The 12,658-nt window shown below is 64.0% G+C and carries 12 protein-coding genes and 1 other RNA gene; 6 read left to right on the top strand and 7 right to left on the bottom strand.

Annotation, left to right across the window (positions count from 1 at the left end; genetic code table 11):
- Window positions 1-70: 70 nt before the first annotated feature.
- The 7 genes from NWI01_RS10505 to tkt form a co-directional block, all read right to left on the bottom strand.
- Entirely contained in the window at window positions 71-862 is a 792-nt protein-coding gene (locus NWI01_RS10505; protein ID WP_141383793.1) for an inositol monophosphatase family protein, read from the bottom strand.
- Window positions 863-923: 61 nt separating this feature from the next.
- Entirely contained in the window at window positions 924-1,964 is a 1,041-nt protein-coding gene (locus NWI01_RS10500; RefSeq protein ID WP_141383792.1) for a tetratricopeptide repeat protein, read from the bottom strand.
- Window positions 1,961-2,662 (bottom strand): thiamine phosphate synthase, encoded by a 702-nt coding sequence (locus tag NWI01_RS10495; protein WP_141383795.1) that lies wholly within the window; start codon window positions 2,660-2,662, stop codon window positions 1,961-1,963. The genes NWI01_RS10500 and NWI01_RS10495 overlap by 4 nt, the downstream gene beginning before the upstream one ends.
- A gap of 172 nt (window positions 2,663-2,834) precedes the next feature.
- Window positions 2,835-3,866 carry a class I fructose-bisphosphate aldolase gene (locus tag NWI01_RS10490; protein ID WP_141383791.1) on the bottom strand — a complete coding sequence of 344 codons (1,032 nt, stop codon included), beginning with the start codon at window positions 3,864-3,866 and terminating at the stop codon, window positions 2,835-2,837.
- A 123-nt stretch (window positions 3,867-3,989) separates the two neighbouring features.
- Window positions 3,990-5,186 (bottom strand): phosphoglycerate kinase, encoded by a 1,197-nt coding sequence (locus NWI01_RS10485; RefSeq protein ID WP_141383790.1) that lies wholly within the window; start codon window positions 5,184-5,186, stop codon window positions 3,990-3,992.
- Window positions 5,187-5,324: 138 nt separating this feature from the next.
- Window positions 5,325-6,332, bottom strand: coding sequence for a type I glyceraldehyde-3-phosphate dehydrogenase (gene gap, locus NWI01_RS10480; RefSeq protein WP_141383789.1), 1,008 nt, complete (start codon window positions 6,330-6,332; stop codon window positions 5,325-5,327).
- Between the two features lie 324 nt (window positions 6,333-6,656).
- Window positions 6,657-8,642: a transketolase gene (tkt, locus tag NWI01_RS10475; RefSeq protein ID WP_141383788.1), complete on the bottom strand. Its 1,986-nt coding sequence runs from the start codon at window positions 8,640-8,642 to the stop codon at window positions 6,657-6,659.
- A gap of 282 nt (window positions 8,643-8,924) precedes the next feature.
- Here tkt and NWI01_RS10465 point away from each other — a divergent pair, with 282 nt between their 5' ends.
- From NWI01_RS10465 to NWI01_RS10440, 6 genes are all read left to right on the top strand, one after another.
- Window positions 8,925-9,260, top strand: a complete 336-nt coding sequence (locus tag NWI01_RS10465; protein WP_141383787.1) for a DUF4164 domain-containing protein — start codon at window positions 8,925-8,927, stop codon at window positions 9,258-9,260.
- Window positions 9,257-9,640: a cell division protein ZapA gene (locus NWI01_RS10460; protein WP_141383786.1), complete on the top strand. Its 384-nt coding sequence runs from the start codon at window positions 9,257-9,259 to the stop codon at window positions 9,638-9,640. The genes NWI01_RS10465 and NWI01_RS10460 overlap by 4 nt, the downstream gene beginning before the upstream one ends.
- A gap of 129 nt (window positions 9,641-9,769) precedes the next feature.
- Window positions 9,770-9,929, top strand: a non-coding RNA gene (ssrS, locus tag NWI01_RS10455) — 6S RNA.
- 191 nt (window positions 9,930-10,120) lie between these two features.
- Window positions 10,121-10,720 (top strand): 5-formyltetrahydrofolate cyclo-ligase, encoded by a 600-nt coding sequence (locus NWI01_RS10450; protein ID WP_141383785.1) that lies wholly within the window; start codon window positions 10,121-10,123, stop codon window positions 10,718-10,720.
- 3 nt (window positions 10,721-10,723) lie between these two features.
- A complete protein-coding gene (locus NWI01_RS10445; protein WP_141383784.1) occupies window positions 10,724-11,545 on the top strand; it encodes a TIGR00282 family metallophosphoesterase in 822 nt (273 codons plus the stop codon).
- 177 nt (window positions 11,546-11,722) lie between these two features.
- Window positions 11,723-12,469 (top strand): YebC/PmpR family DNA-binding transcriptional regulator, encoded by a 747-nt coding sequence (locus NWI01_RS10440; RefSeq protein WP_141383783.1) that lies wholly within the window; start codon window positions 11,723-11,725, stop codon window positions 12,467-12,469.
- Window positions 12,470-12,658: the final 189 nt, after the last annotated feature.

Here is a 12,658-nt window from a genome sequence, read left to right as displayed (position 1 = left end):
GCTCTGGAAATTATTGTCTGGTCGTATTTTTCTTGCGGTGAACAGGTCATCCGCTTCGCCGGAAAGTGCTCTATCCCAGCGGCTTGATGATCCTCACGAGTTCGGCGTGGACGAATTCGTTGCCGCAGATCACATGGCCGGTCGTGAGCGGATCGTCGTCGCCCTGGATGCCGCTGACGATACCGCCTGCCTCGCGCACGATGATCTGCCCGCCCGCGATATCCCACGGTTGCAGGTTGCGTTCCCAGTAGCCGTCGACGCGGCCCGCCGCGACGAAAGCGAGATCGAGCGAGGCCGCGCCGAAGCGCCGCAGGCCCGCCACCTTCGGCTGGAGGGCGGCCATCTCCCGTCGCGACAATTCGTGGTCGCCGCGTCCGATATGCGGCAGGCCGCAGGCGATCACGCAGTCGTTCATCTGGCGGCGTCCCGACACGCGCAGCCGCTGATCGTTGAGGAATGCTCCCTTGCCGCGCTCCGCGGTGTAGAGTTCGTCATTGGCGGGATTGTAAACGAGGCCGGCGATCAGCACGCCGTCACGCTGCAGGCCGATCGAGATCGCGAAATGCGGAATGCCGTGCAGGAAGTTGGTGGTGCCGTCGAGCGGATCGACGATCCAGGTGTGGCTCTTGTCCGTGCCCTCGCGGCTGCCGCCTTCCTCACCGAAAAAGCCGTAACCGGGACGCGCCTTGTTGAGTTCATCATACAGGATGTCCTCCGCGCGCTTGTCCGCAAGGCTCACGAAGTTCGCAGGTCCCTTCAGTGACACCTGAAGATTCTCGATCTCGCCGAGATCGCGTTTCAGGCTACGGCCGGCGCGGCGCGCAGCCTTGACCATGACGTTCATAAGAGCGGATTGCAGCATGATGGGGCTCGGATGGATGATGAGGTCTGGGTGCCCTGCGCGGAAGCCCCCGTCAAGCGGTTCATTTGATTCCGAGCCATTTGCGGGCGGCGCTCTCCGCATTGGCGCGTTCTTCGGGCGTCGCCTGCGCCATCGCCGCGTCAAGCTGCAGATCGCCCTTGCCGCCGGTTTTCGCAACGATGTGCCATTTCAGGCCTTCGACCTTGTCCACCGCGACGCCCATGCCTGCGACAAGGGCGTGGGCGAGACGATTTTGGGCGATCGCACTGTTGCGCCTGGCGGCTTTGCGCAGCAGCGATACCGCGGCCGCCTCGTTCTTCTGGGTGCCGTTGCCGTTGAACAGCGCGATCGCATATTCGACTTCGGCGTCGACGTTGCCGGCGAGCGAGGCCGCCTGTAACAGCCGCACCGACTTGTAGAGATTCTTTTCGACGCCGGTGCCTTCCTTGTAGAAAGTGGCCAGCGCATACTGCGCTTCCGGACTGCCGGCGTCGGCTGCGAATCGCAGCAGTTCGGCGGCGCGTTTGAAATCCTGCGGCAGCGTCTGCCCGTCCATGTGGAGAAGCGCCAGATTATAGGCGGCCTTGGGCTGGCCGAGCTTGGCCGACGCGGCCAGCCATTTCACCGCGCCCGCCCTGTCGGGCGGTCCGCCGCGTCCGCTGATGCGAAGCATGGCGAGCGCGAACATGGCTTCTCGATCGCCCAGATCGGCCGCACGTTGATGCCATTCGATCGCCTTGCCGTAGTCGCGTTTGACGCCGAGCCCATTGGCATAGAGCTCGCCGAGCATGGTCATGGCGGCGGGGTTCTTGTCCTCCTGTGCCCGTTTCAAGGCGAGATCAAACGCCGTCTTGTAACGGCCGCGCTGATAGGCGCCGTAAACCGCATCGGCATTCGGATCGTCGGCGGCCTGCGCGTTCGCCTTGTTATCCGGCTCTGGCCTGGCGGGCGGCGTTGGCGGCGGCGGCTTGATGGCCTTGGTCCTGACGCTCTTGCCGGCGGACGGCGGATCGGCCGGCGGCGACGGTTGGAGCTGCGCCGCCGCGCTCTCCCCAAGCATGAGAAGGCCGGCGACGATGGCGACCGGACGCAGCAAACTCATCCGGCGCCCCTGACGCCATATGGAGGGTCCGGGCGCCCCGCGACGCCTTGCGATCCGTAACCTTGTGCGATTGCGGTTGCGATATCCGTGAGTGCCGCCGCCGCGCCGCGCGGGTCGTTCCAGACGATGTCGCCGATCAGCACGAAATCCGCGCCCGATGCCGCGAAAAGCCGAGCTTCATCGGAATTCGTCGCGTGGGCGACACACGGTGGCTCGAACAGGTCGGCCCACCATGCCAGCCGCTCGGCGATCGCTTCCGCGGACGGACGGTCGCCGGTCTTATCCGGCTCGCCGAACAGCACGTAATCGGCACCGGCCTCGCCCGCGATCATGGAATCATGGCGTGTCGACAGGCCGCCGACGCCTGCGATACGGTCGGGCTTCAGCGCGGGCAGCGTCTCCTGCAATGCCTCGATGCCGGTGAGATGCGCGCCGTCGGCGCCTGCCCTTGCGATCAGATCGGCGTGACCATCGAGCAAAAGCGCGGCGCCGCTGTTCTGGATCGAGGGCGCCAGCGCCTTGATGCGCGATATCATCGTGCGCGGATCGGACGGCGAGAGCCGAACCAGCACCGCGGCGACATCCGCCGTCGCGAGGAGCGCGGGAAGCTGTGCCGCGGCGTGCGAGGGGTCGTCGATGACCGGCGTCGCGAGATAAAGCCGGGGGGCTGGTCGTGATGGTGCGGCTTTCGGCGGCATATCAAGCCTGAACCTCTTGAGCGTTTTCATATGGTGAGAAACGCATCATTGAGCACTGTGAAACTTCCCGGCAAGCGGGAGAGGTGAAAAACTCAATCGTTATAATTCAATGCAAACCCGGCGCGTCTTGGGTCGCTCGCAATGGCGGCAAAATCAGGTTGGATTCAGAAGCTCACGTAGCTTTCTCTTCAAGGGCGGCGCTCCAAGCTCCCCTGGTTGCGAGCGAATTCATCCGCGCGCGGTGGATGAGAGCCCGTTGCCCGGCGACGACGTTCTCGGGCTTGCCGGACCACGCTTTCTGCGGCGCCGCCTGCAGCGCGCGGCCGTAGGAGAAAGTGAGCTTCCACGGCAGGTTGCCCATCCGATTCATGGCGTCGAGATGAGCGGTGGCCTCCTCGTCGGACTGACCGCCCGACAGGAAGGCGATGCCGGGGACGGCGGCGGGCACGCAGGCCTTCAACATGCGCACCGTCCTTTCCGCGACTTCTTCCACGGATGCCTTCTTCCCGCTCTTCTTGCCCGCGATCGCCATGTTGGGCTTCAAGATCATGCCTTCCAGCGCGACACGCTGCTTCCGCAACTCCTGAAAGGTCACGTTGAGGACGCGCGTCGTGACCTCAAGGCAGCGATCGATGTCGTGGTCGCCGTCCATCAGCACTTCCGGCTCGACGATCGGCACGATCTGGGCCGCCTGACATAGCGCGGCGTAGCGCCCCAGCGCATGGGCGTTGACGCCGATCGCCGTCATGCTCGGGATACGGCCCGCCGCGTTGATGTCGATCACCGCGCGCCACTTCGCGAAACGTGCGCCCTGGGCATGGTATTTGTTCAGGCGCTCGGCGAGACGGTCCAGCCCGACGGTCACGAGTTCGCCGGGGCAGGCGGGCAGGGGTTGCGTGCCCTCATCGACCTTGATGCCGGGAATCGCGCCGGCCTGCTCGATCAGCCTGATCAGCGGCGTGCCGTCCCTGGCGCTCTGCCAGATGGTTTCGTCGTAGAGAATTACGCCGGAGATGTATTGCGTCATGGCGCCGGTCGCCCGGAACATCATCTCGCGATAGTCGCGGCGGCTTTCCTCGGTCGATGTCACGCCGATGGCATTGAAGCGTTTGGTGATGGTGGGCGACGATTCGTCGGCGGCGAGAATGCCCTTGCTCGGCGCGACCATCGCCTGCGCCACTTTGTTGAGGTCATCGAGATTCATGAGCGGCTACCTCCTGCATGCTCTCTTCCGACGTCCGCTAAGGATGCCGGGTTTCGAGGATCATGCAGGCATGAGAGTTGCGGCTTTCCGGCACCGCAACTCATTTTGCCGCGAGGAGCAGCGTCATTTTGCCCTCAGCACCTCGACACCGGGCAGCGGCTTGCCTTCCATCCACTCCAGGAAAGCGCCGCCGGCTGTCGAGACATAGGTGAAATCGCCGGCTACGCCCGCCTGGTTCAGCGCCGCGACCGTATCGCCGCCACCGGCGACCGACACCAGCTTGCCACCCTTGGTGCGTTCCGCCGCGTGTTTTGCCGCGGCGACGGTGCCGCGATCGAAAGGCGTCAGTTCGAACGCGCCGAGCGGGCCGTTCCAGACCAGCGTGGCTGCGTCGTCGATGGCCGAACGAACGCGCTCCACAGACTGCGGTCCGACATCGAGAATCATGCCGTCCGCCGGGATCGCGTCGAGCCCGTAGGCGTGGGAAGGCGTGTTGGCGGCGAAATGGAACGCCACGGTCGCATCCACCGGAAGGATGATGGCGCAGTTGGCGGCTTCGGCCTTTTCCATGATGCGCAGCGCGGTCGCCGCGAGATCCTTCTCCGCCAGCGATTTGCCGATGCTGACGCCCTGCGCGTGCAGGAAGGTGTTGGCCATGCCCCCGCCGATCACCAGCGCATCGACCTTGCTGACGAGGTTTTCGAGAAGGTCGATCTTGGTCGAGACCTTTGCGCCGCCGATCACGGCGATGACGGGTTTGGTCGGCGCTTCGAGCGCCTTGTTGAGCGCCTCAAGCTCGGCCTGCATGGTGCGTCCGGCATAGCCCGGCAGCTTGTGCCCGAGACCTTCGGTGGAGGCGTGAGCGCGGTGCGCGGCTGAAAAGGCGTCGTTCACCCAGATGTCGCCGAGCCTGGCCAGTTCGGCGACGAAGGCCGTGTCGTTCTTTTCCTCCTCCGGGTGGAAGCGGGTGTTCTCCAGGCAAAGGATGTCGCCATCCTTCATCGCGGCGACCGCCTGTTGCGCGGGTTCGCCGACGCAGTCGTCGGCGAAGGCCACCGGCTTGCCGAGGACCTTGGCGAGTTCCGCAGCGACCGGTCTCAGCGAGTTCTTGGGGTCGGAACCCTTGGGCCGGCCGAAATGCGCGAGCAGGATCGCTTTGCCGCCCTTGTCCGAGATCTCGGTGATCGTCGGGGCCACCCGCTCCAGCCGCGTGGCGTCGGTGACGCGGCCCTGCTCCATGGGGACGTTGAGATCGACGCGCAGCAGGACGCGCTTTCCGCGAACGTCAACGTCATCGAGGGTGCGGAAGGAATTTGTCATGGTCTGGATGTCCCGAACACGGTGCCGCGTGAACGGTGCGCCGCAAACCGGGTCCGCCACGCAGGAAAGTTGCGGTATTGAGTGGCGCCGGTTTCGCACCGCGACGCTTGCGCCGCGATGCGCCCGGATACCGTGGTGTCAGATCAGCTTCGCCATGGCGACGGCGGTGTCCGTCATGCGGTTGGAGAAGCCCCATTCGTTGTCGTACCACGACAACACACGCACCAGCGTGCCGTTCTGCACCTTGGTCTGGTCGATGTGGAGCGTCGAGGAGTGCGAATCGTGGTTGAAATCGCTCGAGACATTGGGCTGGTCGGTGGTGCCGAGGATGCCCTTCAGTTCCTGTGATGAAGCCCGCTTCATCGCCTCGTTGATTTCGTTCGCGGAGGTCTCTCTCTTGGCGATCACCTTGAGGTCGACCACCGAGACGTTCGGCGTCGGCACGCGGATCGCAACACCGTCAAGCTTGCCCTTCAGCTCCGGCAACACCAGGCCGATCGCCCTCGCGGCGCCGGTCGAGGTCGGAACCATCGAAAGACCCGCGGCGCGGCCGCGATAGAGGTCCTTGTGCATGGTGTCGAGGGTCGGCTGGTCGCCGGTGTAGGCGTGGATCGTGGTCATGAAGCCGGTTTCGATGCCGATCAGGTCGTTGAGCACCTTCGCCACCGGCGCGAGACAGTTGGTGGTGCAGGATCCGTTCGAGACGACCAGATGATCCTTCGTCAGCTTGTCGTGGTTGACGCCATAGACCACCGTCAGATCCGCGCCTTCGGCCGGAGCCGACACCAGCACGCGCTTGGCGCCGGCGGTGAGATGCGCGGAAGCTTTTTCCTTCGCGGTGAAAAGGCCGGTGCACTCCATCGCGATGTCGATGCCGAGTTCCTTCCAGGGCAGCTTTGAGGGATCGCGTTCAGCGATCACCTTGATCTTGTTCTTGCCGATCACGATGCTGTCGCCCTCGACCTTCACCTCGAAGGGGAAGCGGCCATGCACCGAGTCAAAGCGCAAGAGATGCGCGTTGGTTTCCACCGGGCCAAGATCATTGATCGCGACGATCTCGATCTCGTCGCGGCCGGACTCGTAAACGGCGCGCAAAACATTGCGGCCGATGCGGCCAAACCCGTTGATTGCGACCCGGACTGCCATGTGTTCATTCTCCTTCAAATGGATGGCGCTCCCTGCGCGCAACCATAGTTTGCCGCGCGCAGCATCGACGCCTTTTCGCCCGGTTCTGCCAGGCCGCGACCGTTGGTAATATCTAGCGGCCCGAGTTTTGGCATTCCGATGCTCGTATTTCCGAGAGCATCTTTTCCGAATGTCGAAATCGCAGGGACCGCCAGCGAATGTAGGTTGTCAGTGGAATTTGGATTTGCCATTCGCATCCAGGGCCACGATTGGCCGAGCAGCGAACGTCAAATCCATTCCACCGTTTTTAGCTAGCGCCTTTTTGATTTTGAGGCAATCTCAACCTCAGCCAAGGCGTTTTTCCACTGCGCTGACCACGGCTTCGGCGGTGATGCCGAAATGCTTGTAGAGGTCCTTGGCGGGAGCGCTGTGGCCGAAACTGTTCATGCCGACGAAAAGGCCGTCCGCCCCGATGACGGCGTCCCATCCGAAGCGCACGGCCGCTTCCACGGCGATCTTGACGGGAGCCTTGCCGATAATGGCCTGCCGGCGATCCTCGGGCTGTTCGAGCAACAGTTCCAGCGAGGGCACCGAAACCACGCGCGCGGCGATGCCGCGCTGGGAGAGCTGCTGCTGCGCGGCAACGGCGATCTCGACTTCGGATCCCGACGCGAAGATCGACACCTTCGCCTCTCCGTTGGCTGCGACCAGTTCATAGGCGCCCTGCGCGCAGCGATTGTCGGCGTCCGCGGTCTTGCGCACAGGGGTGAGATTCTGGCGCGACAGGGCCAGAACCGTCGGTCCCTTCGGTCGCTCAAGGGCGAGCTGCCAGCATTCGGCGGTCTCGACCGCATCGGCGGGGCGGAACACTCGCATGTTCGGCATCGCGCGCAGGCTTGCCAGATGCTCCACCGGCTGATGGGTGGGGCCGTCCTCGCCGAGCCCGATCGAGTCGTGGGTCATGATGTAGATGGTGGGAATATACGCCAGCGCCGAAACGCGCATCGCCGGGCGGGCATAGTCGGCGAAGCACATGAAGGTGCCGCCGGCGGGCGCATATCCGCCATGCAGAGCGATACCGTTCATGGCGGCGGCCATGCCGAGTTCGCGGATACCGTAGTGGATGTAGCGGCCACCATACTGGCCGGGCTCAACTTCTTTCAGACCCTTGGTGCGGGTGTTGTTCGAAGGGGTGAGATCGGCGGAACCGAGCAGCAGTTCCGGCACCGCCGGCACCAGCGCCTCGAGCGTCATTTCGCTGGCTTTGCGGGTGGCGACCGTCGGCGGTTCAGCGACCAGCTTGTCCTTGAGCTTGCGGATCGCCTCATTGAGGTTTTGAGATGGCTTGCGGTCGATGACGCGACGCTTGAATTCGTCCCGCTGAGCATCGGGCTGGGCTGCGAACCGCGCGCGCCACTCCTTGTTGTGCCGCTTGCCCTTGCGTCCGGCGCTCCGCCAGGCGTTGAGGACATCGTCGGGAACTTCAAAGGGACCATACTCCCAGTCCAGCGCCTTCTTCGTTCCCGCGAGTTCTTCCGCGCCAAGCGCTTCGCCGTGCGCCTTGGACGTGCCGGCCCTGGTGGGAGCGCCAAAACCGATGATGGTCTTGCAGGCGATCAGCGACGGCCTGTCGGATTTCTGCGCCCGGCGGATCGCGGCGGCGATCGCCTTCTGATCATGGCCGTCGATCCGCCTTGCGTCCCAGCCGCACGCCTTGAAACGCGCCACCTGATCGACGTCGTCGGACAGTGAGATCGGGCCGTCAATGGTGATGCCGTTGTCATCGTAAAGGAAAATCAGCTTGTTGAGCTTGAGGTGACCCGCCAGCGCGATCGCCTCATGGCTGATGCCCTCCATCAGGTCGCCGTCGGAGCACAGCACGTAAGTGTAGTGGTCGACCACCTCGCCGCCGAATTCGGCGGCCAGCAGCCGTTCCGCCAGCGCGAAGCCGACCGAGGTGGCGACACCCTGGCCGAGCGGGCCGGTGGTGGTTTCCGCGCCCTCGGTGATGAAGTTCTCCGGATGACCCGGCGTCTTGGAGTCGAGCTGCCGGAAATTCTTGAGCTGATCAAGCGTCATCTGCTTGTAGCCGGTCAGGTATAACAACGCATAAAGCAGCATTGAGCCGTGGCCGGCGGAAAGGATGAAGCGGTCCCGGTCCGGCCAGTGCGGATCGGCGGCGTCGTATTTCAGGAACTTGGTGAACAGCACCGTGGCGATGTCGGCCGTGCCCATGGGCAGGCCGGGATGGCCCGATTTTGCTTTTTCTACACCATCCATCGCGAGCGCGCGGATTGCATTTGCCATACGGGAGGAGTCGACGGTCGGCATGGGAGATATCCGGTCCTGATAGGGAGGAGGGCTAAGTAAACGGTTCACATTGGAATTCGATGCAGTCCAGTAGAAAGGACTGGCGTGCCGGGGGCATAGCACCTGCGTCGGCGGAGTCCAAGTGCCGGGGGGGACGCTGACGGGGAGAATGTTTGTGGTGCATAGTTTTGCACCGGCGTTGCGCTGGCCTCGTCCGCCACGTAAATTTTGGTTCCTAAGGGCTTGCCGAGCCGCCGCTTTGTAGCCTGTCCGGCAGCCGGCCCAAAGGCGTGCAGGACGAACATGAACGACCGACCGGCCAATCGTTCCGCCAGTGCTGAACCGCCCAATGGTGGCGGGGGAACCGATATCGACGCCGCAACCCGGCGGCTGACGGCCGCGCTCGATGCGCTGGAACGGGCCGTGGAGCGGCGGCGTGACGCGGACCGCGACGAGGACGAACTGGCGAGCCGCATTCAGGCTCTGGGCGCGGATCGCTCCCGCCTGGCGGATGAACTCGACGGATCGCTGGTGCGCACGCGCAAGCTGGAGCGGACCAATCGTGAGATCGCTGAAAAGCTGGACGCGGCGATCGGCACCATCAAGTCCGTGCTCGAGGCGGCGGGAGAGAAGCCATGAGCCACGTCAACGTGACCATCAATAGCCGCCAGTACCGGATGGCCTGCGAGGATGGCCAGGAAGACCGGCTGCTGAAACTCGCGGGTGATCTGGAAAGCCGCATTGGCCAGTTGCGCGGCAAGTTCGGAGAGATCGGAGATCAGCGGCTGGAGGTCATGGCGGCGCTGGTGACATCCGACGAACTGATGGATGCGCAGCAGCGCATCCGCGCGCTGGAGGAAGAGCTCAAGGCCTTGCGCGATGTGCGCACTGCGGCCGCCGAGCGCGCCCGCGCGACGCAGACAGCGGTTGTCGCCGCGCTGAACATGGCGGCGCACCGGATCGAGAAGACCACGCAGGTGTTGAACCGCACCGTCGGCGGCGGCATCGCCATCGGGTGATCAACTCTAAAGGAGAAGAGAACCCTTCGGACAGGCGATGGCTTTTCGCTCCCTTCTCTGGAGGGTTGAGTCAAAAGAGGCCAACATCATCCACTGGCGCTTCGCATCCATCGGGCCTACATTGAATTCGCGAGGCTGCGCCGCGCGTCAGGAGCCACAATCCCCGGGGCCTTATCGATCCTTAAGGGAACTGTCCCTGGCCGGGTCCGTGGATCCGGTCATATGGTGCCCACCTACTTTCGTAGGGAACTCCGGGATCGAGCGCTTCAACGGCGGTCGCGGCTTCGCGCATTTCCTTCCCTATTCACATGCCCTCGAAAGCTGCCACTCCTGTCGGCCCGTGCCGGAGATCTGCTTTCGCGAATGATGGCCGGGGCCTGAGCCGCGCCGGTTTTTCCGGTGGCTTCGGTGATCTTAATTCTCGCGCGCTCGTCGGGCGAGCCGATCTTCTTTGTTCGAAAAACGTTATAAACGTTCTGTATGCCGATTTCCCCTGATGCTCCGCCCAAGGACGAGTTGCGCGCTGCCGCACTGGCTCGCCGCGACGCCCTCAGCGCGGAGGAGCGCGTCCGCGCGGCGCTTGCGATGCCGGCGATCGCGGCGCGGCGGATGCCTCCGCTCGATATAACGTCATCGACAGTCGTCGCCGGCTATGCGCCGATCCGCAGCGAGATCGATCCCGTGCCGCTGATGCGCAGCCTTGCCGGGAAGGGCGCGGCGCTTGCGATGCCGGCGATCGCGGCGCGTGACACCGCGCTGGTGTTTCGCGCGTGGATGCCGGGCGATGCGCTGGTGCGCGGGGCCTTGGGGACTTGCGAGCCGCCCGCCAGTGCTGTCGAGGTCGTCCCGGACATCGTGCTGGTGCCGCTGGCGGCGTTTGACCGCATCGGCCATCGCATCGGTTACGGCGCCGGCTATTACGATCGCACGCTTGAGGCGCTGCGGCGACGAAGGACCGTCACCGCGATCGGCCTTGCCTTTGCGGTGCAGGAGGTGCCGCGGGTGCCGGCAATGTCCCACGACGTCCGGCTCGATTATGTGCTAACCGAAACCGGCGTGTTCAGGTTCGGGAGCAAATAGGACGTGCGAATCTTTTTCATCGGCGATGTTGTCGGCAGGACCGGGCGCACCGCGATCAACGACTATCTTCCGGAACTCGTCACCGCATGGAAGCTCGATCTCGTGGTCGTCAACGGCGAGAACGCCGCGGGCGGCTTCGGCATCACCGAGGCGATCTATCAGGAATTGCTCGACGCCGGCGCCGATGCGATCACGCTCGGCAATCACGCCTGGAATCAGAAGGAGGCGCTGGTGTTCATCGAACGCGCGCCCCGGCTCGTTCGTCCGCTGAATTTCCCGCCGGGCACGCCGGGACGCGGCGCGGCGATGATCGACGCCAAGGACGGCCGCCGCGCGCTCGTCATCAACGCCATGGCGCGCATCTTCATGGAGCCTCTCAACGACCCCTTCCATGCCATCGAACATGAACTCGACGCCTGCCGGCTCCGCGAGGCGGCGGACGCGATCATCGTTGATTTCCACGGCGAAGCCACCAGCGAAAAGCAAAGCATGGGTTTCTTCTGCGACGGCCGCGTCAGTCTCGTGGTGGGGACTCATACCCATGTGCCGACGGCGGATCACCGGATCCTGTCCGGCGGCACCGCCTATATGAGCGATGCCGGCATGACCGGGGATTATGACTCCGTGATTGGAATGCAGAAGGAGGAGCCGCTGCGCCGCTTCACCACGGGCATTCCGAGCAGCCGCTTCGAGCCGGCCGCGGGCGCTGCGACACTGAGCGGTGTCGCGGTCGAGACAGACGACGCGACAGGCCTCGCCCTCAAGATCGCTCCGGTGCGCATAGGCGGACGGCTTGAACGGGCGGAGCCTTCGTTCTGGACGTGATCGCGCTTTTGGAACGCGTAGAACTTGATCTCCGAGCGCGCGATCCTGCCGGGCGCTACCGGGCCTGGTCTTTAATTTCGTTCGATCCCGTCTTATAACGCCGCGCCGCTTATGCCCTTTGCCGAGCCGCCCGGTGCGCCGCCGCCGGGCCGGCGGAATTTTGAGAGAGACCTGCCGATGGCCGGACATTCCCAGTTCAAGAACATCATGCACCGCAAGGGCCGGCAGGATGCTCAAAAATCCAAGCTGTTCAGCAAGCTTGCGCGCGAGATCACCGTTGCCGCCAAGCTCGGGACGCCGGATCCGGCGATGAACCCGCGGCTCCGCGCGGCGGTGATCGCGGCGCGGGCGGAAAACATGCCCAAGGACAATATCGAGCGCGCGATCAAGAAGGCCAGCGGCAACGATGCCGAAAGCTACGACGAGTTGCGCTACGAGGGCTATGGTCCGGGCGGCGTGGCGGTCATCATGGAAGTGCTGACCGACAATCGTAACCGCGCCGCCTCCGACATCCGCTCGTACTTCACCAAATCCGGCGGCAACCTCGGGGAAACCGGCTCGGTATCTTTCATGTTCGACCGGCTCGGCGTCATTGAATATGACGCGGACAAGGCTTCAGCCGACGACATGCTGGAAGCCGCCATCGAGGCCGGCGCCGACGATGTGGTGTCCGGCGAGGGCGGTCACGAAATCTATGCCGCGCAGGATACCTTTCGCGACGTCGCCAGGGCGCTCGAAAGCACGTTCGGCGAGGCGCGCAAGGTGGCTTTGATCTGGAGGCCGCAGAATACGATCGCCGTCGACGACAGCACCGGCGAGAAGCTGCTCAAGCTCATCGATCTTCTCAACGAACATGACGACGTCCAGAACGTCTACGCCAATTTCGAGGTCTCCGACGCGCTGATCGCGAAGCTGGGCGGGTAGGCTTAACCATCGCGAACGGCCGATATCATCAGGTTCGGCGCAAGGCGGGCATGGTGGCAACCTGAACAGCCATTCTTGGTTCTTTCCACGCCTTTTTTCTTGACGTGGTTCGGCTGAAGGATCATGTCAGCGAAGCGGGATGTTGCGGCCCTGGTCGCACGCCCATCACGGGAACATCATACAAATGCC

This window comes from Nitrobacter winogradskyi, assembly GCF_006539545.1.
GTDB lineage: Bacteria > Pseudomonadota > Alphaproteobacteria > Rhizobiales > Xanthobacteraceae > Nitrobacter > Nitrobacter winogradskyi_A.
This window is presented reverse-complemented; position numbering and strand designations above follow the sequence as displayed.